Below are 26,426 nucleotides of genomic sequence, written 5' to 3' on the forward strand. Positions count from 1 at the left end.
TGTAACTTTTGAATTGAACGTACACAATGGCTTTTTACCCAAAGAGCCAAAACATGATAAAACTCAGCACTCTAGTGGTAGCCATATCACTAGCTTTAACTAGCCAAGCCCAAGCAGAACAAACAATAACAGCATCTGATAAGGCAATTAAACTCGCTAAAGATACCATTTTAATTGATACCCATATTGACGTACCTTATCGAATTCACGAAAGCTGGGTTGATGTAACCAAAGCAACTAGTGATGGCGATTTTGACTATCCTCGCGCTGTAAAAGGCGGTTTAAACGCACCGTTTATGTCGATTTATATTCCTGCGCATTTAGAGTTTGAGGGTAAAGGAAAAAGCTACCAGCTAGCCAATCAAATGATTGATAGTATGGAAGCCATAGTCCAGCGCGCACCCGATAAGTTTGCTATTGCTAACTCAAGCTCTGATATTGAAGAGCAATTTAAACAAGGTAAGCTGTCTATAGCCATGGGTATGGAAAATGGCTCTCCAATCGAAGGTGATATGAAAAACCTTCAGCACTTTTACGACCGTGGCATTCGTTACATCACGCTAGCGCACTCGCAAAGCAACCATATTTCGGATTCGTCTTACGATATACGCCGTAAATGGAAAGGCTTAAGCCCATTTGGTAAAAAGCTTGTCACTGAAATGAATAATATAGGCATGCTAATTGACGTATCGCATATTTCTGATGATGCGTTTTATCAGGTTATGGAGCTCTCTAAAACGCCAGTAATTGCCTCTCATTCATCACTTCGTAAATACACGCCTGGCTTTGAGCGTAATATGAATGACGATATGCTATTAGCGCTGAAGGAAAATGGCGGTGTTATTCAAATCAATTTTGGCTCAAGCTTTGTTACCGCTAAAGCAGGTAGCTGGGGCAAGCAATTAAAAAGTACAAAAGAGTCAGCTAAAAAAGAAGGTACTAAGTTAAGTAAAGATTTTGATGCTGCGTACCGTGCTAAAAATCCGTATCCATTTGCAAGTCTTGAGCAAGTACTTGACCATATTGATCACGTAGTTGAGCTAATTGGTATTGATTATGTAGGTATTGGCTCTGATTATGATGGAGTTGGCGATTCATTACCTATCGGCTTAAAAGATGTATCTAGCTACCCAAATCTAGTTCAAGGTTTGATAGACAGAGGTTACAGCGACACCGATATTAAAAAGATTTTAAGCGGCAATACACTAAGAGTGTGGAAACAAGCTGAGCAATACGCAAAATCGCATTAAGCTTTACGCGCTAGGCTTAGGTCTAGCGCTTATAGCCAATTTAAACACCGTATTTCGCCACTCACGCCCCGCCTTCTTAATTAACCCGTATATTTCATCCTCATTTAACACATTTTTTAACAGACTTATATTTCGAAAACAGATAAATTACCCATTTTAGAGGCAGATTATTTTATGACTATAAACAAAGGAACTATTGCGATTACTATAGCAACACTTGCCTTGGTAATTTCATGCTACGGAACATTTTTTAAAGATCAGTCCAGTTCGCTTAATAAACCCAAGCAGCAACAGCTAAGCCCCACAGTTTCTATTAGTACTCCTGCAGAATATCAGCAATCAAATGAAGCCTTAATTGACGAACTAAGCAAGAAAGTAAGTTCGCTACAACGCAAAGTAGCAAACTTAACACTGCACGCTAATGGCTCTTATCAAGAACAAGATACCGACGAATTTAAGGAACTTGTTCTTGACGTACTAGAGGAAAAACAGCAGCAAGAAGATGAAAAACGACGTGAGCAAAATCCTCTTTATAGCTTTTATGCAGACTTACCAGAAGACTATGATTTAAGGATCAAATCAGAACCTGATTATGCTAAACAAATAAACTCTCAATTAAGAGAGCAAACTTTAGATCCAAGCATCTCTGATTTAAATAGGTTAGCTGCACTGAGCCAACTGCAAATGAATATGTTTATCTTGAATAAATCGAGTATGCCTGAGTATGACTATGAAGTAGTAGGTAACATTTTAAATTTAGCGAACAACAGTAGTGACGAAAAATTTAAAATTCAAGCTGTTGAGTTAACAACTCAAACACCGGTACTTGATTACCGCCTTGCAGAGCAATTTACAAACTTGTTAGAGCAAGACACGAATGATTATATCCGTCGCTTAGCTGCACAAGGGTTGATGGCGCAATACTACCAAGCTCAAAATAAACAAGATGGTTATACGAAGCAAATGGCGCAGCATCTACTTTCAGTTTATGACAACAGCTCTGACAATGCAGTCAGGACAACGCTTGACGAAATGATGGGTAACCAAGATATGCTTGATGAGTTACGTAAGAATGCTGGTTACTAACTGATTAAGTTCATGCTCCTACTCTGTTACAGCGATAACATTAATACTTTTAATGCTTAATGCATTACAACAGTTGATTACTCAACGATAGTTGCTACAAAGCACCGATGCCTAAGGTAAGAGAGCCACCTTCACATTACATAAATTACAGGCATTAAAAAACCCGAGACTAAGCTCGGGTTTTTTTAATGCTTAATGCATTACAACAGTTGATTATTCAACGATAGTTGCAACAACACCAGCACCAACAGTACGGCCACCTTCACGGATAGCGAAACGAAGACCTTCGTCCATCGCGATTGGCGCGATTAGAGTTACTGTCATCTTGATGTTATCACCAGGCATTACCATTTCTACGCCTTCTGGTAACTGTACGTCACCTGTTACGTCAGTTGTACGGAAGTAGAACTGTGGACGGTAACCTTTGAAGAATGGAGTATGACGACCACCTTCATCTTTAGAAAGTACGTATACTTCTGAAGTGAATGTAGTATGTGGGTTGATTGAACCAGGCTTAGCTAGTACTTGACCACGTTCAACGTCTTCACGCTTAGTACCACGTAGAAGTGCGCCGATGTTTTCGCCAGCACGACCTTCGTCAAGAAGCTTACGGAACATTTCAACACCAGTACAAGTAGAACGAGTTGTATCATTGATACCAACAATTTCTACTTCGTCATTGATGCGGATGATACCAGCTTCAACACGACCAGTTACAACAGTACCACGACCCTGGATTGAGAAAACGTCTTCGATAGGCATGATGAATGGCTTATCGATGTCACGCTCTGGCTCTGGGATGTAAGAGTCAAGTGCGTTTGCAAGCTCAACAATCTTATCTTCCCACTCTTTCTCGCCTTCTAACGCTTTAAGCGCAGAACCAGCGATTAGAGGCAAGTCATCACCTGGGAAATCGTATTCAGAAAGAAGTTCACGAACTTCCATTTCTACTAGTTCAAGTAGCTCTTCGTCATCAACCATGTCACATTTGTTCATGAATACGATGATGTAAGGAACGCCAACCTGACGAGAAAGAAGGATGTGCTCACGCGTTTGTGGCATAGGGCCATCTGTCGCAGCAACTACTAAGATCGCGCCGTCCATTTGAGCAGCACCAGTGATCATGTTTTTAACATAATCGGCGTGACCAGGACAATCTACGTGTGCGTAGTGACGTGTAGGTGTATCGTATTCAACGTGAGACGTTGAAATAGTGATACCACGTTCGCGCTCTTCTGGAGCGTTATCGATTGATGCGAAATCTTTAGCAACACCGCCGTATACTTTTGCAAGTACGTTAGTGATTGCTGCAGTTAGTGTAGTTTTACCGTGGTCAACGTGGCCGATTGTACCAACGTTTACGTGCGGTTTTACGCGTTCAAACTTTTCTTTTGCCATGACGGAACCTATCAGTTTTGTGTATCTAAATTACATATGAAAATAATCCACCAAAGGTAGATTAAGTTAATCTTTTTCAAATAGTATTTTCTGACAGATAAAGGAAGTAATCAAGGAGATTCTTAGGACTGGTGCTGATAGGCAGAGTCGAACTGCCGACCTCACCCTTACCAAGGGTGCGCTCTACCAACTGAGCTATATCAGCAACACAAGAACTGGAGCGGGCAGCGGGAATCGAACCCGCATCATCAGCTTGGAAGGCTGAGGTAATAGCCATTATACGATGCCCGCATAAAAATCTGTTCTTAAACTACCTCTAACCGTCAAGAATAAAGTGGTGGAGGGAGCTGGATTCGAACCAGCGAAGGCTGAGCCGTCAGATTTACAGTCTGATCCCTTTGGCCGCTCGGGAACCCCTCCACGATAATTCTCTACTAATTCACTTCCGGTAAAAGGAAAGTGGTGCCGACTAACCGAGTCGAACGGTTGACCTACTGATTACAAGTCAGTTGCTCTACCAGCTGAGCTAAGTCGGCACTGCTTTAGTACGGGGCGAGATATTAGAGTAAGGTTTATTGGGATGCAACTATAAAATTAAAAAAAGTGTAAATTTTTAGTTTAAATGCTCAATATTCACGCGAAAACACGTTTTTTGCACTTTTTTATGTTGTTTTGCTTAGCTGGTGCCAGTAATTTAACCCCTTCATTACGAGTAATGAATCAAAAATACTTCCCTCAAATTGCTGTTGTAAAAGCAAGCCATAGCCACCAGCAAAAATTAATTGTACTTTTTTCTCTGTTTTTTTATCCATTAAGTGCAACTTAGCTTGCTCAATTGCTCCAATGGTTGCCACTAAAGCACCATTTTTTAAACCATTAGGCGTATTTTTACCCAGTTCATTGGTAAATGGAGTTTTACCATCATCAAAAACACGTTGAGTATTTTGTGTAAGTGATGAGGTCATTAAATCAAGCCCAGGTAAAATCCAGCCACCTAAATGCAACCCTTCACTACTAAGCACATCAATTGTTGTCGCAGTACCCGCATCAACAACAATGCATGCTGTGTTTGGATATAACGTAAATCCAGCAATAAGCGCAAGCCACCTGTCTATGCCTAAGTTAGCTACATGCTCGTAAGCGCATACAAGATCTCCAAGCGTTTTGGTTACCTTGGCTTCAAAGCAAATAATATTATTGCTAGCCGCTTGCGCGAGAATATTGTTTAGTAAATCACTGCGCCCTACACATGCATAAATCACTTCGGTTATTTGTAACCAAGGCAGGTTATTTATATCTGCCGGTTGTGCTTGCTCGTTATGCCACAATACAGCTTTTAATGATGTATTTCCTACGTCGATCAATAATCTCATAATTGCGCCTTTCTAAGGGAGACTTCCCCGCCGTAATAACTTTTTACTTCCCCGTCTTGGCGAATTCGTATTCCACCTTGTGCGTCAATACCTTCACATATTCCACGCCAACTTCGGTGTCCTGTATTTAGTTCAACATATTCACCAGCAAACGCATTGAGCGAATTCCATTGCTCATACATGGCTTGCAAACCCGTTTGACGATACTGCGCTAAACGCTGCTCTAAATGGTGAGTAAGAGAAGCCACAAGTTGGTTTTTATCGAGCTTTTGAGTATGTTGATTTAAGTCGGTCCACGCTTGGTCTATATGCTGACTAAAGCTCTCAGGCATTTGTAAATTAATACCGATACCAATCACTAACTGACAAGGTCCTTGCGGTTGTCCATCTAATTCAACCAATACACCTGCAAGTTTTTGCTTATTTATATAAATATCGTTAGGCCACTTAAGTTCTACGTCAACTTGGTATAACGCTTTAATAGCATCATAAACAGCAAGACCTACTGCAATTGATACGCCCATTGCAGCTTGTAAGCCGTCATCTAAACGCCAAAAATAACTGTAATACAGATTAGCGCCAAATGGGGACTGCCAAACACGGCCGCGTCTACCACGTCCTGCTTGCTGCATTTCAGCAACAATAACAGTGCCAGACTCAAGCGCTGTTTTGGCCTGTATACGGCGCATGAGCTCGCTGTTGGTCGAATCAATAATAGGGTGTACTTCTACATCGGCAGTATTTGCACCTAGCGCTTTGTAGTGCTGATCAATTTGCGTTTTATTTAAAAGGCCCACCTGACTATTCAAACAATAGCCTTTGCCAGTCACTTTAAAAATATCCAAGCCCATTTCTTGTAACGTTTTAATATGTTTACTTACCGCAGCTCGGCTAATACCTAGCGTTTCACCCAAGGCTTGGCCAGATACAAAGCCTCCTTGGTTGAGTGCATTTAAAATAGCGAGTTTGTTCCCATCAGGTGCTTTCATTACTTAGGCTCCGCGTTAATATGGCATTCGCTGCGTGCATTAATTAAACGTACTTCATGCTCTAACTTAATGTTGTAACGCCTATAAACAACTTGCTGAATGTGTTTAATCATTTTTATTAGGTCGCTGCCTTCACTATTTCCATGATTAACAAGTACTAGAGCTTGTTGTTGATGCACTTCTATACCAGCCTCGCGGTGCCCTTTTAAACCACTTTGATCGATTAGCCAGCCTGCTGCGACCTTGTGATGACTTTGCCCATATTCGTAATGAGGTAAATCGGCAAATTGCTTTAATAGCTCAGCTAACTGCTGGTTGGTTATTATTGGATTTTTAAAAAAGCTGCCCGCATTGGCAAGTGTATATGGGTTAGGTAATTTGCTATTACGCGTTTTTATAACCTGATCGAATACAGCTTGCGGGGTGATGCTTGAGAGCTGCTGCAAAGGGCCATAATTTAATACTGGTTGCCATTTTTTTGGGAGCGCTAAGTGTACTTGCGTGATCACCGCTTTATTTTTAAGGGCATGTTTAAATATTGAGTCTCTGTAAGCAAATTCACATTGCTCGTTATTTAATGAATGCATAGTGTTAGTGGTTATATCAAAGTACTCTACCAACTCAACAAATTTAGCTATCTCAACGCCATAAGCACCAATATTTTGTACCGGCGATGCGCCAACAGTGCCCGGTATAAGTGCTAGATTTTCAAGCCCTGGTATATTTTTCTCTAATAAATAGCTAACTAGTTGATGCCAGTTTTCGCCTGCGGCAATACTTATTAGTGTGTCGCTCTCGCGCTCGGTAATTTTAATACCTTTTAAAGCTATTTTTATAACCGTACCCATGTAGTCATTTAAAAATACGGTATTACTGCCCTCGCCCAGCAAACAAAACGGGGCACTAAAATTTTGCGTTTTAAGTTGCTCAAGCTGAGTAATTTCAACAAAATTTTGGCATTGGCTGTTTAATGCGAATGTATGTAAGGAGTGTAATGAATGCGCCACAAAGCTCTCTAAAAATACCGGTAACTAATCGCAATAGTTTACCTCATCGTCGCAAATGTGGCACTAGATTGTAAAAATCACTCAACCCGCCGTGTCAATCGTGATATAAAACCAGCACTTTTTTATTTGTGTTCAGAGTAATGATGAAAATTAAACCTCTTTTTTTAAGCCTCGCTATGGCGGGTATGTGTTCGCAAGCAATGGCTAATGCGATTGACCAAAACTCGTATGCTAACCTTGATGATGTTGTTACTACTCACTTAAACCTTGATTTAGATGTCGATTTTGCCGACAAGCAGTTAGAAGGTTTTGTAGAGCATACTCTTCAGTGGAACAACAGCAAAAGTAGAACTCTCGTACTTGATACCCGCGACTTAGACATTGATAAAGTAATGTACAAAGAGCAAAGCGGCAACTGGAAAAAAGCGACTTTTGATTTAGCTAAGCGAGATGACGTTAAAGGTTCAAAGCTTACTATTGTGTTTAAAAACCAAGCTGAATTAGTTCGTATTTACTACAACAGTCGTCCAGAAGCATCTGGCCTGCAATGGTTAACACCAGAGCAAACGGCAAGTAAAACACATCCATTTATGTACAGCCAATCGCAAGCAATTCATGCACGTAGTTGGATCCCAGTGCAAGATACACCCGCAATGCGTGTAACTTACTCTGCACGAATTCATACACCAAGAGATATACGTGCTGTAATGAGTGCCGATAACAAAGATGCGCTTTATAAAGATGGCGACTACATTTTTGATATGCCACAAGCAATTTCACCTTACCTAATTGCTATTGGCGCAGGTAACTTAGAATTTAAAGCAATGTCGCACCAAACTGGCATATTTGCTGAGCCTACAATTTTAGATGCCTCAGTTGCTGAATTTGACGACACCCAAGCCATGATCGACAAAACAAACGCTATGTACGGCGAATATGCATGGGGTCGCTACGACTTATTAATGCTACCGCCAAGTTTTCCGTTTGGTGGCATGGAAAATCCACGCTTATCGTTTATAACTCCAACGGTTGTTGCTGGTGATAAAAGCTTAGTTAACCTTATTGCCCATGAGCTTGCTCATTCTTGGTCAGGTAACTTAGTTACGAACGCAACGTGGGAAGATTTATGGTTAAACGAAGGTTTTACCTCGTACGTTGAAAACCGCATTATGGAAGAAGTATTTGGTCGTGACCGTGCGGTTATGGAACAAGCACTTGATTCAGCGTCTTTACGCGCACAAATTAAAACAATTGATGCACCAGATACACGCCTTAATTTAAAGCTTAATGGCCGCGACCCAGACGATGCGTTTAGCTCAGTGCCTTACACTAAAGGTCAGTTATTTTTAATCTATCTAGAAAACAAATATGGCCGCGATAAGTTTGACCCGTTCGTAAAAGCGTACTTTAAAGAGTTTTCGTTTAAATCACTTACTACCGCGCAATTTGTTACTTACTTAAAAGCTAACTTAATTGAGAAGTACCCTGGTGTTGTAAGTATGGATAAAGTAAACGAATGGATTTTTGAGCCTGGCTTACCAAGTGATGCGCCAAACCCTACGTCTGATGCATTTGATAAAGTAGATACTGCAACAGCAGCATGGTTGAAAGGCGACACAACAGCAGCTCAACTACCAACGGCTGATTGGTCTGTACATGAGTGGCTACACTTTTTAAATAACTTACCACGCGATTTAAGCATAGAGAAAATGAGCGAGCTTGATAGTGAATTTAACCTAACGCAATCAACTAACGCTGAACGTGCGTTTGCTTGGTTTATGCTAGCAGTAGGTAATGGTTATCAACCAATTTATCCTGCGCTTAATAAGCACTTATCAGGTATTGGCCGTCGTAAGTTAATTGTGCCGTTATATAAATCACTTATCACTAACGGTAAAAAAGACTGGGCACAAAGCGTGTACTTAAAAGCACGCCCTGGGTATCACCCTCTTGCGCAAGGTACTATTGACGCATTATTTGAATAAATAGCGTTAACTAGAAACTAAAAAGGGCCAAATTTGGCCCTTTTGTTTTGCTATTTTTCTACTTTGTCACTTTTTCTAAAAAAGCTTTACGCTCTGCAGTTGTGGCTTGTTGCCACCAAAAATCAAGCATTTGCGGCGCACTTGGCATGCCTTTACCTGTAATGGGTGCTATCGGCTTTATTGGCTGACTAGGACGAGAAGGTCCTGCAGGCATTGTATTTTGCATTACCGGTTTATTGCTTGCTAGCTGCGTGTTAGAAATAACACTTAAAGGCTTAGCAACAGCGCTACTTTTTGCTTTTAAACTAACTTGTGGTGCTTCTGCAAATACTTTTGCAGATACTGCATTTTCAGCACGATTAAACACTAAGGTATAATCTTTACCTGCTTCAACAGTTACACTTACCCAAAATGGTTCCGACTCCACAACTTCATGCGTGTCATAATCATCTTCATATAAATCGGTATATTTTAGCCTAAGCTGGTAAGTTCCTGGCGCAAGCTCTACATCATCAATACGGCTAAACAAAGAGCTTTCTAGCATTTTATCACCCACTTGTAGTGGTACAATTTCTTCTGGAAAGTGAATGTTTTCAGCATTAGCCGAAAAACTAAGTAGTAATGCAACTGCACTACTTATTAAAATTGGTTTAAGCATATTAACTCCTTTATTTGATTTCAGTTTGACACTGCTTTGAAAGTTTGTCATTAGTGAGCTTAAAATTCATAACACTTAATTAGGAACACACTATGAGCCAAGAGACTATTTTTACCAAAATAATTAATCGTGAAATTCCGGCCGACATTGTCTACGAAGATGAAGACACCCTCGCATTTAAAGATATAAACCCACAGGCGCCATTTCATGTGTTAATTATCCCCAAAAAAGCAATTGCTACTATAAATGATATAAATCCTGAAAACTCACATTTAGTAGGCAATTTATACGTTGTTGCGGCAAAATTAGCTAAGCAGCACAATTTTGCTGAGGACGGATACCGCGTGGTCATGAACTGTAATGAACATGGTGGACAAACCGTTTATCACATACATTTACATATGCTTGGCGGTAAAGAAATGGGGTGGCCACCCTACCAAAATGTAAAAAAAGTAAATTAATTAAATATTTTTATCTAACTATTCTGCTCAACCAATTAGTTACAAATGTTATGATTTTTCATGGTTATAAAGAATAAGTGATTACTTATTTGCAACATTTTATGTTTAAATAATCGTAAAATCGTATTTGTTATTGAGTGCTTCAGCTACTTTCTAATACAAAAGGTGCGGAAGTCGTGATAAACTTAAACAGTCAGCTTTATAAAAGAGTATAAAAACATGAGCAGTTCAGCCTTTTTGTTATTAGATCAAGAGCCAATTAACACTATTGGTATTAACGTTTTAGAACCTTTGTTAAAAACGCAAGGCCTTGACGTAACCACGGGTACTAATATTTTAGATATACCTGAAGGGACTCGACTTTTGTTTATCGAAACATCTAGCAAGGATGCATGGGGAAAACTAAAAGAACAACTAGTAAACCTACGTATTAAATGCGATATCATATTATTTAATCTAGACGAGAACCCTGAGCTTGCTAATCGTGCATTGTTGAGCGGTATTCGTGGCGTATTTTACACAACAGATAACGCCGATGTATTAATGAAAGGTATTCGTTTACTACTTGAAGATCAGCTTTGGTACCGTCGCGATATTATGTGTAATGCATTAAATCGTATGCTGCAATTTAATAAAGATGCGCTGCATAAACTAACCGAAGGCGATATTGAGCCTGTTAAACTTACTAAGCGAGAAAAAGCAATAATCTCATTAATGAGTAAAGGTTCGAAGAATAAAGAAATCGCAGAAGATTTAAGTATCAGTCCACACACAGTTAAAACACATTTATATAGCGCATTTAGAAAAACTAAATGTCGTAACCGTATTGAGCTCCTATCTTGGGCACAACAAAATATCCCTGATGAAATTCGTTAATCATATATTTAGTTTAAAATTAAAAACAGACACTTAGGTGTCTGTTTTTGTATGTGTTACACACTTATTTAATACCAATTTGCTTGCCTAAGTGATCTGTTTTGATAATTGGTATAAGTGTATACTTTTAATAATCTTAGTTTAAAACTACTTTGCTGGAATATTAATGCTCGACTCTTTCACTCTTTATTTTGCCAGCATCGCCATCATGGTTGTAATGACCTTACTTAACTTTTTAACATGGCGAACGAACAAACAAATATCGGGCACGCTGCTATACATTTTCTATCCCATATTGCTTTTAGGCTCTGTTATTGGTTTTACTCTTGTTGGTGATACACATAATTTAGTAATTATTAGCGCTGCCAGTAGCATGATGTTTGCCGCATCAATAGTGCATTGTTTATCGCTCAGTCAGTTTTTAAATTATCACGGCATTGGTTTTAAATTACTTTGCTCAGTAACCGCTTTTTGCACTGTAATGCTTGGCTATTACACCTTTTTTGACCCATCTCTACACGAAAGAGTGATTGCATCCGATATACAACACATAGCAGAAGCCGGCTTTTTACTCTTTATATTTATTAAGTACGCGCGCAAACCCTACCCTAATGGCAGCATTGTATACATAACCATTTTAACGCTTGTTGCTTTGAGCTTTATCGGCCGCTCGTTATTTATGGATAACATTGAACAAAAAAATCTTTTAGTAAACGGCTGGTTTAGCTCTTTATTATTTTTAAATGGGGTAATTGCGCCCATGTTTTATGCTGCAGGTATGGCGTTATTATGTAATGAGCGCAGAGAACAGCACCTCAATAAACTCGCCGATAAAGCACAAAAAGACTTAGAAATACGCGGGCTCTTTTTATCAACAATAAGCCACGAAATTCGCACCCCACTAAACGGTATTTTAGGCAGCGCCCAACTTGTTATGAACCAAACAAGTGATACCCGCAATAAAGCCTATTGCGAGGCAATTATAAATTCGGCCGAATCACTTAACTTGTTGGTAGATAAGGTCCTTGATTACGCGAGCCTAGATCAAAGTGACGAAGCGCTTTACGAAGAAGATGTAGAATTTAAAACATGGCTTAATAATTTATGTTTATTACTAAGCCCAATGGCCGAGCAAAAGCAGCTAAAATTTGAGCTTATCTATAATATTCCTGAGCAAGCCTGTTATTACTGCGACCAACAAAAACTTAGACAAATAATTATTAATTTAGTCGGTAACGCTATTAAATTTACAGATCACGGAACCGTTAAAATTCAGGTTGATTTAGTATTAGAAAAACAACTTGAGCACACTATAAAAATTAGTGTCAAAGATTCAGGACCAGGTATAGAAAATGACGAGATAGCCTACTTAACAGAACCTTATGTACAAAGTAGCGCAGGAAAAGAAAAAGGCGGAACCGGCCTTGGTTTAGCTATTACTAGCCGCCTGCTTGAAAAGCTCAGTAGCCGACTCGAAATAGCCAGCCAGCTTGGTACTGGTAGTGTATTTAGCTTTACCGTTACTTTTACTTTAGGTGAATTAAGCCTTGTAGAGCAGCGCCATCAAACTAAAGATTACTTAACAGGTCTTGATGTATTACTGGTTGAAGATTTAGATTTAAATCAAAAAATTGCTATAGAATTTATGGCCGACGATGAACACAAAATTAAGCTCGCAAAAGATGGGAAAAGTGCCATAGAGCTCATGCAAGCTCACCACTTCGATGTTGTTTTGCTTGATATGAACCTACCTGATTTAACAGGCCAAGAAGTACTTAAACGTCTAAAACGCATTGATCATAAAAATCAACGAACGCCAGTACTCGCATTTACTGCAAGCCTTAGCCCTGACGAAGTAAAAGAGTATTTAGAATTAGGAATAAAAGACATTGTAGGCAAGCCTATTAAGCATGAAAAGCTTCGCCAAGCACTTAGTGACTCTCAATCTAATCAAACTGCGAGCATTGCAGTAGAGCTTATTGATACCTTGTATGACAAAACAGCGGCCGAAACACTCACCAGCTCATTTAGTGAAGATGAAGTGTCTTCAATTTATAATGAATTTGTGCTTTCAGCCCGCAACAAGCTAATTCGCTGTCAAAAGCTTATTGACCAACAACCAGAGCAATGCATTAAGCTTTTACATCGCCAAGCAAGTACCGCTCTGCAACTTGGTTTTAATCGCTATGGTATTGAGCTTAAAAAAATAGAGCGCCGTTTACTCGAGAAAAAGCCACATAACGATATGCTTGATGAAGCGCTAGATCTGTGGCAACGCAGCTTAGAGCAATATTTAAAGTTTGTGCGTGGGCAGTTAGAGTAATAGTGAATTAGCTTTAAAAAAAGCTAATGATTAGCCTCTTCCATATTTATCATCAAATCGCTCTATATCGCTTTCATCAAGTACAGCACCGGTTTGCACTTCAATAACTATTAACAGCTCTTTTTGATTATTAGCCAAACTATGAATTTGCTTTGCGGCGATATAACACGATTGGTCGTGCGTTAGCGTATACGCTTGCTCATTAATACACACATCTGCAATACCCGAAACCACCACCCAATGCTCAGCGCGATGCTGATGGCGCTGCGTCGAAAGCTTAGCACCGCTGGTTACAGTAATTTTTTTAACTTTAAAGCCAGTGCCTTCAACCAAAGTACGGTAATTCCCCCACGGGCGAAAAACCACTTGATGATGATTAAGTTTATCAGCCTGTGTTGTAGCAATTTTCTTAAGCAACAAAGGCAGAGAATCTAGCTCATTTTGGTTTGCAATTAACGTGGCATCATGAGTATGAATAATTGCTAAATTGCTAACTCCAAGCGTGGCAATAGTGTGTTCAGCCTCGTTAATAACTAAGTTATTAGTGCTTTTTTGAGCCATATAATTAGCATTTAAGTTATTACCGTTTTCATCTTTTTTTGTAAGCGCATCAAGGGATGAAAAACTACCTACATCACTCCATTTTAAATCAACAGGCATAACAACTACGTTATTACTGCGCTCTAAAATGGCGTAATCAATTGAATCGCTTGGGCAGTGTTCAAGCGCACTGTTGCTTGGGCGGGTAAACCCTAAATCTTTGGTAAATTGCGCCGCTGCAGCGACACTCGTTGCTATTTTTGGCGCAAACCGCTCGAGCTCTTTTAAGTAGGCTGTGGGGGTAAATAAAAACATGCCGCTATTCCAGCTATAACCACCTTGAGCTAAATAACGGTTCGCTGTATCTAAGTCAGGCTTTTCTTTAAATTGTGCAACATCGTAACAACCCGTTCCAGCAATAGCCGCGCCTTGTTTTATATAACCATAGCCAGTATGCGCCTCTGTAGGAGTAATCGAAAACGTCACTAGCTTTCCTTGCTCAGCAAGTTTTACAACTTCAGGGAGCTTAGCCGTTAATACATCAAAGTTTTTAATATGATGATCGGCAGGCATCACTAATAGCGGACCAGTAATCCCATTTTGTAGTGCATAGTGGGCGGCTAATGCGATGGCAGGCGCGGTATTTTTACCTTTAGGTTCGAGTAATAACGCAGTAGGAATTGAGCTTTCAGCCTGCTCGGCGGCAATAAATCGGTGCTGCTCGTTACACACTAAAATAGCATTATCAAACAACTCATCAGAAACACGCGCCAACGTACTTTGTAGCAATGACGTGTTTTCATTTAGTAGTGGTAAAAATTGTTTAGGCATTGCTTGGCGAGAAAGCGGCCACAAGCGAGAGCCTATGCCACCTGCTAAAATTACAGGAGTGATTAAAGTGTTCATAATGTACATTAGCCGCCAACAAAAATATCAGCGATTATTTTAACACTTTATTGGCTCTGCGCTAAATTAACGTGTTTATATTAATGTAAAAGAGTCTGCATCTAAATAGGCAGGAAACGCTGCTTTAAACTCATCCAGTGGCGCTTTTTCAAGTGTTATAGTAACTAGTTGCTCTGCGTCATCTTGCGCTTTAGTTAATGCATCGCCTTTGAAGTCGTATACCGCTGTACCGCCATTGTGCGCCACACCATTACCGTCTTCCCCCACGCGATTAACACCTACTACGTAACAGAGGTTTTCCATTGCACGCGCCATAAGTAACGTATCCCAAATATGGCGGCGTACAGCAGGCCAATTTGCTACGTTTATCATTACATCGTAGTCGTTATTATTACGTTGAAATACCGGAAAGCGCAGGTCATAGCATACTTGCGGTAATAGTTTAAAACCATTGATTTCAAAAACTTTGCGCGCTTGCCCTGCTACAACGTAATCGCCCTCGCTGCCTAAGCGAAATAAATGGCGCTTATCGTAATAACTCACCTCACCATCGGGTTTTACCCAATAAAACCGATTCGCTTTTTTATCGCCTTGTGCAACAAGTACCGAACCCGCAATAACCGCATTATGTTTATGAGCCTGCGCCTTTAACCACGTCAGTACTTTACCGTTTTCAGGCTCTGCACAATCTAAATTGATAGCAAAGCCAGTCGAGAATGTTTCGGGCAGTAAAATAAGATCGGGCTGATGCGTAATTGCTTCAAGCTGCTTATTAAACATGGCTAAATTAGCATCTTTATCAAGCCAATAAAGCGAGCTTTGCAATGCTGTAATGGTTAAAGTTGACATAATATTTGCGCAGCCTCTATGAGAGTGTTGTCGTTTTTAGCAAAGCATAAACGAATTACTTTGTTGGTTGGTGGATTTTGATAAAAAACACTTAACGGAATAGCCGCAACACCGGCTTGCTCAACTAACCAATGGCAAAATTCAACATCGTTTAAATCCGATACATCACTGTAATCTAATAATAAAAAGTAAGTGCCTTGGCTAGGTAAAATTTTAAAACGGCTGTTACTTAAATGACTCGCTAATAAGTCGCGTTTTTGCTGATAAAACCCGCTTAGCTCATCTATATGCTCACCTTGCTGCTCGAGCATATCGGCAAGCGCATGCTGTGCGGGGGTAAAACTAGAAAACGTAACGTACTGATGAATTTTTCTAAATTCGATAGCTAAATCTGCAGGTGCAATACAGTACCCCATTTTCCAGCCCGTGCTGTGAAACGTTTTACCAAAACTCGATACAACAAAGCTTTTAGTAAATAATTCATCATCGCGTAATACACTTAAATGCGGTTGTTCATCAAACGTAATGTGCTCATATACCTCATCGCTTATTACATATAAATTGTGAGTACCAACTAACTCTTTAAGCGCTTTTATATCTTGTGGCTGTAATATTTTACCGCTTGGGTTATGAGGTGTATTTATAATAATTGCGCGGGTATTTTTAGTAATTGCTTGGCTTACTACTTGCCAATCAATGGTGTAGTTTGGCGCACTTAAAGCAATGTGTACCGACTTTCCGCCAGCGAGTTCAATTGCCGGTTGGTAAGAGTCATATGCAGGGTCAAATACGATCACTTCATCACTGGGGCGTACAATTGTTTGAATAGCCACAAACAATGCCTCTGTTGCACCCGAGGTAACAGTCACTTGATCAGCTGCGTTTATATCAGCTGCATATTTGCGCTTTGCTAAATCAGCAATTTGTTGCTGTAATCGTGGTACACCACTTGAAGGTGAATATTGATTAACGCCCTGCTGCACATAATAATTTAACTGCGTTTTTAAAAGATCAGGAGCATCAAACTCAGGAAAGCCTTGAGAGAGATTAATTGCCGAAAACTCATTAGCCAACCCACTCATTTGGCTAAATATACTAACGCTTAAATTTGGTAATTTACTTTCAAACACGTAATGCCCTTAATGATGGTTTTGCGCTTAAAGCGATGCTATCATTGCTTAAAACAGAAGTATAGCCGTCTAAAAACAATTAACTTTACGCTCATTAGTGAGGAATGTATGCAAAACAATACCGCTATTTCACAACTTATTGAAGCCGGAAAATGGGTTAGCCAAAAAGGCTGGGTACCCGCAACAGGCGGAAACTTTTCAGCTCGTACTAGCACTGGCTTTGTTGTTACAGCAAGTGGGCACGATAAAGGCTCACTGACGCAAGCGCATTTTTTGCAATTAGATCACCAAGGCGAGCGCCTAGCAGGAGCTGCAAAACCATCGGCAGAAACACAATTACACCTAAGTTTGTATCAGCTTATACCTGATGCGCAGTGTGTTTTGCATACTCACTCTGTAGCCGCTACCGTACTGTCGCAAATTACCCAAGGGCATCAGCTTGATTTAACAGGCTATGAAATGCAAAAAGCACTGAGCGGCTTTACTTCGCATTTAGAAACGCTGAGCATTCCTATTTTCGATAACGATCAAGATATTGACCGATTAAGCCTGCTGGTTAGTGACCATCATTTACATACACCTATAGAGCACGGCGTACTGATACGTGGCCATGGCTTATATGCAGTAGGGCGTAATATTGATGAAGTTCGTCGCCACCTAGAAGCCTTAGAGTTTTTATTTAGTTGCGAACTAGAGCGCTTAAAAATAATAGGTATTCAAGCGGGAGTAACTAAATGATTAAAGCCATTTTAACCGACATCGAAGGCACAATAACCCGTATCTCGTTTGTTAAAGAGGTGTTGTTTCCTTACGCAGCAAAACAATTACCTACCTTTGTACGTGCCAATGCTAATAAGCCAGATGTAGCTGAGCAAATTAGTGCCATAAAAGCTCTTATCGAAAAGCCAAACGCCGATATTGAAGAAGTCATTAGCACTTTACTTACCTGGATTGATGAAGATAAAAAAATCACTCCACTTAAGCAATTACAAGGCTTAATTTGGCAAACAGGGTATGAACACGGTGATTTTAAAGGGCATTTATACCCAGATGCATTTGATTTTTTACAAGCTCAGTACAACAGCGATATAGCTTTATATGTGTACTCGTCAGGGTCAGTAAAAGCGCAGCAGCTACTTTTTAAATACAGTGATTATGGTGACATTCGCAGCTTGTTTACTGACTTTTTTGACACCAAAGTTGGCGCAAAACAAGAGCAAATGGCCTATAACACCATTGTTGAGCTGTTACCGTTTAAAGCAGCAGAAATACTCTTTTTAAGTGATGTAGCCGGCGAGCTTGATGCCGCGCAAGCTGCCGGCTTAAAAACAATACATTTAATTCGTGATGGGCAAGCAAGCACTAAAGCACACCCTTATATTAATGACTTTAGCCAATTTAAATTGGAGCAATTAGTATGAGTCAATTAACAATATATGCTGACAACGATGCAAGCAAAGCACTTGTAAGCACATCAAATGCTGATGATATTGCAAAGCAACTAGCTAAAGTAAACGTACGTTTTGAACAGTGGCAAGCAAATGCAGATATTAATCAGCACACCACCCATGAGCAAATTATTAGTGCGTACAAAAGCGATATAGATCGGTTAAAAGCCGAAAATGGCTATCAAACAGTAGACGTTATATCTCTAGCTAAAGGTAATCTTGGCGCATCAGAGCTACGCAAAAAGTTTTTATTTGAACATACCCATAGTGAAGACGAAGTGCGTTTTTTTGTAAAAGGCCAAGGGCTATTTTGCCTACATTTAGGCAATAAGGTTTATCAGGTACTTTGCCAACAAGGCGATTTAATTTCAGTGCCTGAACTTACCCCGCATTGGTTTGATATGGGCAGCGACCCTGAGTTTACTGCCATTCGCTTATTTAACAATACAGAGGGCTGGGTAGCAAAAAGCACTGACTCGTCTATTGCAGAGCAATTTCCGTTATTATCATAGGTTAGTCATTCAAAACCTTGGTCCACACGAATACACATAACGTGGACCAAAATATCGCGAAGCTACTTAAGCTTTATGAGATCGCCATTTTCAACCTGACTTTGGTTGTACACACCTGTATCTAATACCCACCCTGTAACCAGTTTTGCCGGAGTTATATCAAATGCAGGGTTATATACATTAGCATTGGTGGGTGCCCATAAAGCCTCACCAAAGCTACCGCTAACTCCGCGCACTTCTTGAGGATTACGCTGCTCTATTTCTATATCATCACCACACGCGGTGTTGGTATCAAGCGTGGTAATAGGCGCAACTACATAAAATGGAATGTTATGAAAATACGCAAGTACGGCTAAATTATAGGTGCCCACTTTATTAGCAAAATCACCATTTTCGGCAATACGATCAGCCCCTACTACTATTTTATCCACCTTACCTGCAGCCATTAAGCTTGCCGCCATATTATCGCAAATTAATGTGTACGGTATTTCCCAGCGCTCAAGCTCAAAGGCCGTTAAGCGGCCGCCTTGTAATAATGGTCGTGTTTCATCAACCCACACATGTACGTTGCCATGTTTTTGCTGCGCTTTGTAAATAACACCCAGTGCAGTACCAATACCAGCGGTTGCAAGCGCCCCTGTATTACAATGAGTTAATATGTTGTCGCCACTATTTATAAGCTCGGCACCACGATTTGCCATTCGTTCACACAGCTCAATATCTTCAATAAACAACCGCTCAGCAGTACTAACAATACCGGCAACATAATCGCTTTGCGTTAAAGCTTTTCGCAATGCCGCCATACAATGCATTAAATTAACCGCCGTTGGACGAGTGGCTTCTAGTTCATTGATTGCTTTTTCAAGCTCACTTTTCACTACCCCTTGCTCAGCTAAATACGCCACTAACAAGCTCGCGCCTAAACCAATAAGTGGGGCTCCACGCACTTTTAAGTTAATGATCAGCTCTTTCATGGTTTCTACATCATGGCACTGATGCCATACCTGCTGGTGAGGTAGTAAATATTGGTCGAGCACACTAAGCGACCCGTTTTCATATTTTAAACTGCTTGCGATTAAGTTTTGCATAATGCTTAAGGTATTAAAAATGCGTAACGTTATTTTACACCACTTTGAATAACTCTCAAGCTAGACTTGTAGACATCTAAACATTTAAAAGTATAGAATGCTTAAAAGCTGATTTTTGAGATTTAAACCATGACTAACTATGTTGCTTTTAATGCACAGCGCGCTATCGATTACGTATCGACATTAATTGAATCTAAACAATGTAATTTTTTTGATTCCGGACAAACCTTATCGGCATATGAGTTTGGTGATGGCAATCTTAATTTAGTATTTAGAATTACTGATGAGCAAAACAATAGTGTTATTTTAAAGCAAGCTCTGCCTTACGCGCGTTGCGTGGGTGAGTCGTGGCCATTAACACTTGATAGAGCCCGTATAGAAGCACAAGTTTTACTTAACCATGGTGCTATTTGCCCAGCTTATACTGCTAATGTTTTACATTATAGTGAAATACAAGCCCTGACTATTTTAGAAGATTTAGGTAATTTACAAATATTGCGTACTGCACAAAATAATGCAGAGCAATTCCCTAAATTGGCACAGCATGTAGCGACCTACTTAAGCCACACCGGCTTTTATAATTCAGATTTTTACTTAACCGCGCAAACTAAAAAAGCACTCGTTAGCCAATTTACTAATCCTGAGCTTTGCCAAATCACGGAAGACTTATTTTTTAGCGATCCGTACATTGAGCACGAACGCAATAACTACCCAAAACAACTACAAAACGAAGTTGACGCAATACAAAAAAACAACGCATTAAAGTTAGAAATAGCAAAACTAAAAGCTAATTTTTTATCTAAGCCGCAAACATTACTTCATGGTGATATGCACAGCGGTAGCATTTTTGTTGATTGTAATAATACAAAGATGATTGACCCAGAATTTGGTTTTTTTGGACCTATTGGGTTCGATATTGGCTCTTTTATTGGTAATTTACTATTGAATTACTGCGCACAAGCAGGGCATATTGATGACTTTGTAGCACGTCGCAATTACCAAACACATTTACTTAGCTGTATCGTAGACACCTATAGTTTATTTGAGCAGCAATGGCTTGAATTAATACGCACTAAAACATTAGATGAATCATTAGCGCCAGTAGGCTATGCGCAATACTTTATGAAAAACGTATTGCAAGATGCTGTTGGTTACTGTGGTGCTGAGTTAATTAGGCGTACTATTGGGCTTGCGCACGTAAGCGATATAGATAGAATTAGTGATGACAATGCGCGCCTTACAGTGCAAAAACAAACATTAGCACTAGGCGAGCAACTTATTTTAAATGCACAAACATGCAACAACAAAGAAGCATTCTTTAGTTTATTAATAAGCCAATTAAACTAACAAGCATTAAAAAAGGCGCTATAAGCTGTCTCTTGATCACAAGTCTGACTCAAGAGATTTTGCTAAATCGTAGCCTTCCAGGATGGCTTGTAACTTAAGCCATCCTTTCCATAACACTTTCACAGATGCACGCCCTGTGCGCTTGGTATCTTTCCAGCCTCCTAACTTTGCCAGTTCCTGATACGCCCATGACATATTTGGAGCAGTTTCAGGCAATGGTGTTTTTATTCTCTTTAACCACAATAACTTCCATGCTTTGGGAGATAACAGTTGTTCACAACTTGGAGAATCAGGCTGCTCATTGGTGAACTTTAGTTGCAATATTCGCGTCGCAATAAAGCCATTAATCGTCACCAATCTTTCCATGTTATCTTGGCTTTGAAGGCGTAAACTTTCGATATCCGTACCATCACTTTTCCAGACTTTATGGTATTCCTCTACAAGCCAACGGTGCTCATAGTAGGTGATGATAGCTAAGGCGTCTTCTTTGCTGGTGACTGGTTCACTGGTTAATAGGTGCCAGCTTAAGCCGTTCTTAGCGTTTCCTCGCTCTGTACAGCCGACATAGTAAACTGGGAGGGAGTGTCCTTTCTTATTGTAAGGCGCTTTGAGTGTCACTGGCGCATAGGTGATATCCAGTGTTGCGCTTCGGGCTTTTCTTCCTCCTTTTTGTGCAATGTGGATGTGTTTGGTGCCTGCACTCATCAGCTCGCTTGCAAACGCATAGAGCTTATCCTCACCTTCTTCAATATGACGACTTTGCATCGAGCGTACGACGAATCGTTGCTGCTCGGTCAGTTTATACTGCAAGTATTCGTAGATGTCCGCTTCGCGGTCACACACCGATATCACGTTCGCCATTTGTCCTTGCAGCCGCTCTGCCATCGCTCGTGACGCTGACTCCCACTTGTAACTTTCTTTTTCTTCGTAAGAAGTCGTCGCGTGTTTTTCTCTTTTTCCAATCGTGTTGATATCACGACTCCAGCGAGACTGTTCAATTAATCCCACAACTTGCTTTGTGTCTGGCGCAAACAGTAATACGCTATGAGCTAACAAGCCTCGTTGTTTTGCTCCTCGTCCGACATGACCCAAATCATCTCGAATGGAGGAATGCTTATAAATTAGTGTGGTCGTGTCTTCTAATGCGAGCAATAAGTTATGACTTTTTGCTTGTTCAACCGTGGCTTTAAAGCCTGACTCTGCTATAGCCGTTGCGTCAATATTCTCGTTGCGAATAAAGCGGTAGGCACCTTCCATATCGGCGGGGGATTGAGTGATGTTCACAAGTGGTTTTCCTGGTTCATTTGCAAGCGTTGATGCTAACTTTACCAGACGCGCTGTTCTTCTTGGATCACCTAAGTCCGATTTACCGAATTGTTGTTTTGCCCAATGAGTATGTTCGTTAATCATAATGTGCCCTCAAACAAGATTTGAAGATCTGATCATGACATTGAGATTTAGTTCAAAAAAATCCCCGCTAATTTCTTAGCAGGAATTTGTGTATAAGAGACAGCTATAAGCGCCTTCTAGTTAGTTAAAACTTACTTGTAGTTTTCATAAATTTTATCAAGCGGCTCTGAAAGCCCACTTTCTTGCACTATACGTACATGCTTACGAGCCAACTCTCGTGCACTTGTTACACCGCATGAGTGAGCAATTAAACCGGCTCCGTAATGAATGTATTTATTATAGTTAGCTACTCGTTGCGCTTTATCAGCTACATTTAAGCCGCGTTGCAAACGCTCGTTATGCGTAGTGATCCCGGTCGGACAGGTATCTTTATTACATTGCATTGCCTGAATACAGCCCAGTGCAAACATATGACCACGGGCCGATACAACAAAATCAGCACCAAGCGCTAATGCCCATGCAACCTTTGAAGGGACGATTAATTTACCCGATGCAATAATTTTCACGCGATCTCGAAGCCCGTGCTTTTCAAGCATATTAACTACAAGCGGCAAGCTTTCGCGAAGAGGTAAACCCACCGAATCCATAAGCGGCTGCGGTGCAGCCCCCGTACCACCATCAGCACTATCAATTGTTATAAAATCGGGTGCCGACTCAATGCCACGATGATTAATTTCTGCAAATAACGTTTCTAACCAGGTGTAATCACCAATAACGGCTTTAAAGCCTGTTGGTTTTCCTGTGGCATTACGTACAGTGGCAATCATATCGAGAATGTCGGCTGGGTTTTTGATTTCAGGGTGTCCATTTGGGCTAATCGAATCTTGCCCTTCTGGAATACCCCTAATTTTAGCTATTTCGGCGTTAACTTTGCGCCCTGGAAGCATTCCGCCTTTACCTGGTTTTGCACCTTGGCTCATTTTTAGCTCGAACATTTTGACTTGTTCGTGAGCTGCTATTTCTTTAAGTTTTTCGGTGCTTAAGTTTCCATGCTCGTCTCGAGCACCATATTTAGCTGTACCAATTTGAAATACCAAATCGGCGCCACCTTCAAGGTGGTAAGGGCTTAAGCCCCCTTCACCTGTGTTCATCCAGCAACCCGCTAATTTAGCACCTTTTGATAAAGCGCGCACAGCAGGCTTTGAAAGCGCACCAAAGCTCATGCCCGACACATTAAATAACGAATTAGTGGTGTAAGGTGTTTTACAATACGGACCTAAAGTAACATTACTCGGGTCGAGTGCCTCTTCATCTAAAGTAGGAAAAGCACAGTTCATAAACATAACCGTACCCGTCACTTCTAAGCTTTGGGTTGAACCAAATGCAGCGGTGCGATCGACATCTTTTGCTGCGCGGTAAACCCAACTGCGCTCAGCGCGGTTAAATGGCATTTCTTCTCGATCGAGGGCAAAAAAGTATTGTCTGAAAAATTCACCTTGGCGTTCAAAAAAATATCGAAAGCGGCCAATTACTGGGTAGTTACGCCTAATAGCATGTTTTGTTTGTGTTATATCGCGAAAGTAAAAAATAATAACAGTAAGCACAATTAACCCAAGTGCGATAATAAAAATACTCGCAAATACGTCAATACTAAACATAATGAAATTGCTCATCTAAGGCCCCTTGATGGCTATATTATTAAATAATACCTAATGCGTAGTATGTGAATATTTTGACGATAGGAGTCGCTAAAATAAACTACATTACTAGGTCTGTGGTATAAAAAAGGTGTTGCGGTCAAAATGACACAACACCTTTGTTTGTTCAAGGTTTATAAGCCCTACAAAGCTAATTTTGCAGCTTAGTTAACTCATTTTTTATATATAAACGTACCTGTGTTTCTAATACTGACAAGGGCACTGAACCATGGCGAAGAATCTGATGATGAAATTCGCGAATATCAAAATTTGGTCCAAGCGCTTGCTCTGCTTCAACACGTAAACGTTTAATAGTTAACTCACCAATTTTGTATGACAGTGCCTGAGCTGGCCAAGATATATAACGGTCAGTTTCTGTTTTAACATTATGCAGCGAAAGCGCGGTGTTCTCGCTCATAAAGTTCATAGCTCGCTCGCGGCTCCAGCCATACATGTGCATCCCTGTATCAACAACCAAACGTGCTGCTCGCCACATTTCATAAGTTAAGCGACCAAAACGGCTATATGGGTCTTGATAAAAGCCTGCCTCTAAACCTAAATATTCAGAGTAAAGCCCCCAACCTTCGCCAAATGCCGAAAGGTAAGCATCACGACGATAGCTCGGCAAATTTTCAAGCTCTGCATTAAGTGATATTTGTAAATGATGACCTGGCACTGCTTCGTGCAATGTTAATGCTTCTAAAACATACAAAGGGCGCTTATCTAAAGCGTAAGTATTTACCCAGTAGTATCCAGCTTCATCATCTCGATTAGAGCCAGAATACCGACCTGTTGTGTATTTAGGGGCAATACTTGCGGGCACCGGTGCCACGCCATAAGGTTTGCGCGGTAAGGTATGAAATAACTTAGGCAGCTGTGCATCCATTTTTTTAGCAATGTAAGATGCTTCTTTCAAAAGTTGCTCAGGTGTTGTTGCGTAAAACTGTGGGTCAGTACGTAAAAAGTGAATAAACTCAGCAAATGAGCCTTTAAAACCAACTTCTTTTATTACAGCTTCCATTTCACCTCGAATGCGAGCAACTTCTTTTAAGCCTAGCTCGTGGATCTCTTTTGGTGTCATGTCGGTAGTGCTGTAATGCTTAGCACGGTTTTTATAAAAAGCTTTGCCATTAGGGGTTTCTGAAATACCAATACTTGTGCGGGCGCCCGGTTGGTATTGCTCAGTAAAAAACGTTAAGTAGCTTTTATATGCTGGTATTACTTTATTTTTTAAAACAACTTTAGCTCGCTGTTGAAGTGCATAAAAGTCACTCTCACTTAAACTGGCAGTGTTAGCTAAAAACGGTTTATAAAATTCTGATTGAGTTACATCATCAACAATATAAGTACTTATGGAGTCTTCGTATCCTTCTAAAACTGCTTTTGGTTGGGTGAGACCTGTTTCGAGCCCTTTTTTCATCCAATATATATTTTGCTCAAAAAAGCGGGGGATTTGTGCTAAACGTGCAAGGTGTGTCTCTAAATCTTGCTCTTTTTTATATTGAGAACTGTTAACGATGTACGACAGACCGGAGTGAAAACCATACTCAGATGTAAGCGGCATGTAATGCGCATTAAACACATATTCGTCAACGCTATTTTGCACCTGAGCACGAATAATACTTAAGTTAATTTGATTTTCGTCACTAAGCTTAGTTGCATCTACGGCATCTAAGTCTGCTAATAATTGAGTATTACTTTTGTACTGCTCTGCTAAAAATTCTGGCGATAAATTGGCAAGTAAATAGCCATCAACCCCTTTTGAACTACTATAAGGATTTATACTTTCTCTATATTGAACAATAGATTGTGCTACTTGAGTAAACTGCTCATCCGCATTGGGTGTGGTTATTTGACATGCACTTAACGAACATAAAGCAGTTATGCCAAGAAGCGTTTGGCGAAGCGTTTTTGGTAAAAAAAGATTCATTATTATTTAACTTGATGATGCAATAGATTGCATAAAACTATCGTAGGCTAAAGAAATAGCAAGTAAATGAGACAAACTAGCATATTGAAATAATGCTACATACGTTAACAGAAGTAAAAACCAGCCGAATTGATGAGAAAAACAGCGATTGGGCTGCTAAAGTAAAATTTAAGTTCCCTAACTATCGTTTTTGCTTTTAAATAGCGCGGATAATGATTACTGT

The 26,426-nt window shown here is 40.2% G+C and carries 22 protein-coding genes and 4 tRNA genes; 10 read left to right on the forward strand and 16 right to left on the reverse strand.

Features of this window, described 5'->3' with window-relative positions:
• Positions 1 to 53 precede the first annotated feature (53 nt).
• Both ABX891_RS00870 and ABX891_RS00875 read left to right on the forward strand, forming a co-directional pair.
• Complete coding sequence (locus tag ABX891_RS00870) at positions 54 to 1,250, forward strand: dipeptidase (protein ID WP_197098791.1); 1,197 nt, start codon at positions 54 to 56, stop codon at positions 1,248 to 1,250.
• Between the two features lie 174 nt (positions 1,251 to 1,424).
• On the forward strand, positions 1,425 to 2,336 hold the full coding sequence (locus tag ABX891_RS00875; protein ID WP_354628739.1) for a hypothetical protein: 912 nt from the start codon (positions 1,425 to 1,427) through the stop codon (positions 2,334 to 2,336).
• A gap of 213 nt (positions 2,337 to 2,549) precedes the next feature.
• Here ABX891_RS00875 and tuf read toward each other — a convergent pair whose 3' ends face one another.
• From tuf to murB, 8 genes are all read right to left on the reverse strand, one after another.
• On the reverse strand, positions 2,550 to 3,734 hold the full coding sequence (gene tuf / locus ABX891_RS00880) for an elongation factor Tu (RefSeq protein WP_024606594.1): 1,185 nt from the start codon (positions 3,732 to 3,734) through the stop codon (positions 2,550 to 2,552).
• A gap of 129 nt (positions 3,735 to 3,863) precedes the next feature.
• Positions 3,864 to 3,939 (reverse strand) — tRNA-Thr (locus tag ABX891_RS00885).
• Positions 3,940 to 3,950: 11 nt separating this feature from the next.
• Positions 3,951 to 4,025, reverse strand: a tRNA-Gly gene (locus ABX891_RS00890).
• A gap of 44 nt (positions 4,026 to 4,069) precedes the next feature.
• Positions 4,070 to 4,154, reverse strand: a tRNA-Tyr gene (locus ABX891_RS00895).
• A 40-nt stretch (positions 4,155 to 4,194) separates the two neighbouring features.
• Positions 4,195 to 4,270: transfer RNA gene (locus tag ABX891_RS00900), tRNA-Thr, on the reverse strand.
• 126 nt (positions 4,271 to 4,396) lie between these two features.
• Positions 4,397 to 5,107, reverse strand: coding sequence for a type III pantothenate kinase (locus tag ABX891_RS00905; RefSeq protein WP_197099251.1), 711 nt, complete (start codon positions 5,105 to 5,107; stop codon positions 4,397 to 4,399).
• Complete coding sequence (gene birA, locus ABX891_RS00910; RefSeq protein ID WP_354628740.1) at positions 5,104 to 6,096, reverse strand: bifunctional biotin--[acetyl-CoA-carboxylase] ligase/biotin operon repressor BirA; 993 nt, start codon at positions 6,094 to 6,096, stop codon at positions 5,104 to 5,106. Before birA ends, ABX891_RS00905 begins: the two co-directional genes overlap by 4 nt.
• Positions 6,096 to 7,103, reverse strand: coding sequence for a UDP-N-acetylmuramate dehydrogenase (gene murB, locus ABX891_RS00915; RefSeq protein WP_354628741.1), 1,008 nt, complete (start codon positions 7,101 to 7,103; stop codon positions 6,096 to 6,098). The genes birA and murB overlap by 1 nt, the downstream gene beginning before the upstream one ends.
• Positions 7,104 to 7,246: 143 nt before the next feature.
• Here murB and ABX891_RS00920 point away from each other — a divergent pair, with 143 nt between their 5' ends.
• Complete coding sequence (locus ABX891_RS00920) at positions 7,247 to 9,088, forward strand: M1 family metallopeptidase (RefSeq protein ID WP_354630084.1); 1,842 nt, start codon at positions 7,247 to 7,249, stop codon at positions 9,086 to 9,088.
• A 58-nt stretch (positions 9,089 to 9,146) separates the two neighbouring features.
• On the opposite strand, the gene ABX891_RS00925 is transcribed toward ABX891_RS00920, so the two are convergent.
• Entirely contained in the window at positions 9,147 to 9,746 is a 600-nt protein-coding gene (locus ABX891_RS00925) for a DUF2057 domain-containing protein (protein ID WP_004334921.1), read from the reverse strand.
• A 92-nt stretch (positions 9,747 to 9,838) separates the two neighbouring features.
• Here ABX891_RS00925 and ABX891_RS00930 point away from each other — a divergent pair, with 92 nt between their 5' ends.
• The 3 genes from ABX891_RS00930 to ABX891_RS00940 all read left to right on the forward strand — a co-directional run bounded on the left by ABX891_RS00930 (position 9,839) and on the right by ABX891_RS00940 (position 13,406).
• Positions 9,839 to 10,207, forward strand: coding sequence for a histidine triad nucleotide-binding protein (locus ABX891_RS00930; RefSeq protein ID WP_004334923.1), 369 nt, complete (start codon positions 9,839 to 9,841; stop codon positions 10,205 to 10,207).
• A gap of 219 nt (positions 10,208 to 10,426) precedes the next feature.
• Positions 10,427 to 11,083, forward strand: a complete 657-nt coding sequence (locus ABX891_RS00935) for a helix-turn-helix transcriptional regulator (RefSeq protein ID WP_004334929.1) — start codon at positions 10,427 to 10,429, stop codon at positions 11,081 to 11,083.
• Positions 11,084 to 11,249: 166 nt separating this feature from the next.
• Positions 11,250 to 13,406, forward strand: a complete 2,157-nt coding sequence (locus ABX891_RS00940) for a response regulator (RefSeq protein WP_354628743.1) — start codon at positions 11,250 to 11,252, stop codon at positions 13,404 to 13,406.
• A 30-nt stretch (positions 13,407 to 13,436) separates the two neighbouring features.
• Here ABX891_RS00940 and ABX891_RS00945 read toward each other — a convergent pair whose 3' ends face one another.
• From ABX891_RS00945 to ABX891_RS00955, 3 genes are all read right to left on the reverse strand, one after another.
• Positions 13,437 to 14,852, reverse strand: a complete 1,416-nt coding sequence (locus tag ABX891_RS00945; protein WP_354628744.1) for a mannose-1-phosphate guanylyltransferase/mannose-6-phosphate isomerase — start codon at positions 14,850 to 14,852, stop codon at positions 13,437 to 13,439.
• Between the two features lie 75 nt (positions 14,853 to 14,927).
• Positions 14,928 to 15,701 carry an amidohydrolase gene (locus ABX891_RS00950; RefSeq protein ID WP_024606305.1) on the reverse strand — a complete coding sequence of 258 codons (774 nt, stop codon included), beginning with the start codon at positions 15,699 to 15,701 and terminating at the stop codon, positions 14,928 to 14,930.
• The gene (locus ABX891_RS00955) at positions 15,689 to 16,831 is read right to left on the reverse strand and encodes a methionine aminotransferase (protein ID WP_354628745.1); all 1,143 of its coding nucleotides are present in this window, start codon (positions 16,829 to 16,831) and stop codon (positions 15,689 to 15,691) included. Before ABX891_RS00955 ends, ABX891_RS00950 begins: the two co-directional genes overlap by 13 nt.
• Before the next feature lie 108 nt (positions 16,832 to 16,939).
• Between ABX891_RS00955 and ABX891_RS00960 the strand changes: the two genes are divergently transcribed.
• From ABX891_RS00960 to ABX891_RS00970, 3 genes are read left to right on the forward strand one after another with little or no spacing between them, the layout of a single operon-like run.
• On the forward strand, positions 16,940 to 17,569 hold the full coding sequence (locus tag ABX891_RS00960; protein ID WP_354628746.1) for a methylthioribulose 1-phosphate dehydratase: 630 nt from the start codon (positions 16,940 to 16,942) through the stop codon (positions 17,567 to 17,569).
• Entirely contained in the window at positions 17,566 to 18,252 is a 687-nt protein-coding gene (gene mtnC, locus ABX891_RS00965) for an acireductone synthase (protein ID WP_165744892.1), read from the forward strand. Before ABX891_RS00960 ends, mtnC begins: the two co-directional genes overlap by 4 nt.
• Positions 18,249 to 18,791 carry a 1,2-dihydroxy-3-keto-5-methylthiopentene dioxygenase gene (locus tag ABX891_RS00970; protein ID WP_354628747.1) on the forward strand — a complete coding sequence of 181 codons (543 nt, stop codon included), beginning with the start codon at positions 18,249 to 18,251 and terminating at the stop codon, positions 18,789 to 18,791. Before mtnC ends, ABX891_RS00970 begins: the two co-directional genes overlap by 4 nt.
• A 62-nt stretch (positions 18,792 to 18,853) precedes the next feature.
• On the opposite strand, the gene mtnA is transcribed toward ABX891_RS00970, so the two are convergent.
• Positions 18,854 to 19,879: an S-methyl-5-thioribose-1-phosphate isomerase gene (gene mtnA, locus ABX891_RS00975; protein WP_354628748.1), complete on the reverse strand. Its 1,026-nt coding sequence runs from the start codon at positions 19,877 to 19,879 to the stop codon at positions 18,854 to 18,856.
• Between the two features lie 129 nt (positions 19,880 to 20,008).
• Here mtnA and mtnK point away from each other — a divergent pair, with 129 nt between their 5' ends.
• A complete protein-coding gene (gene mtnK / locus ABX891_RS00980; protein ID WP_354628749.1) occupies positions 20,009 to 21,226 on the forward strand; it encodes an S-methyl-5-thioribose kinase in 1,218 nt (405 codons plus the stop codon).
• Between the two features lie 36 nt (positions 21,227 to 21,262).
• On the opposite strand, the gene ABX891_RS00985 is transcribed toward mtnK, so the two are convergent.
• From ABX891_RS00985 to ABX891_RS00995, 3 genes are all read right to left on the reverse strand, one after another.
• Complete coding sequence (locus tag ABX891_RS00985) at positions 21,263 to 22,636, reverse strand: IS4 family transposase (RefSeq protein WP_024598303.1); 1,374 nt, start codon at positions 22,634 to 22,636, stop codon at positions 21,263 to 21,265.
• A 131-nt stretch (positions 22,637 to 22,767) separates the two neighbouring features.
• Positions 22,768 to 24,249 (reverse strand): FMN-binding glutamate synthase family protein, encoded by a 1,482-nt coding sequence (locus ABX891_RS00990; protein WP_138489912.1) that lies wholly within the window; start codon positions 24,247 to 24,249, stop codon positions 22,768 to 22,770.
• Positions 24,250 to 24,424: 175 nt separating this feature from the next.
• Positions 24,425 to 26,203, reverse strand: a complete 1,779-nt coding sequence (locus ABX891_RS00995) for a DUF885 domain-containing protein (protein WP_354628750.1) — start codon at positions 26,201 to 26,203, stop codon at positions 24,425 to 24,427.
• Between the last annotated feature and the right edge of the window lie 223 nt (positions 26,204 to 26,426).

The sequence above is a fragment of the Pseudoalteromonas sp. NCIMB 1079 genome, assembly GCF_040567695.1.
Classification (GTDB): Bacteria; Pseudomonadota; Gammaproteobacteria; order Enterobacterales; family Alteromonadaceae; genus Pseudoalteromonas; species Pseudoalteromonas distincta.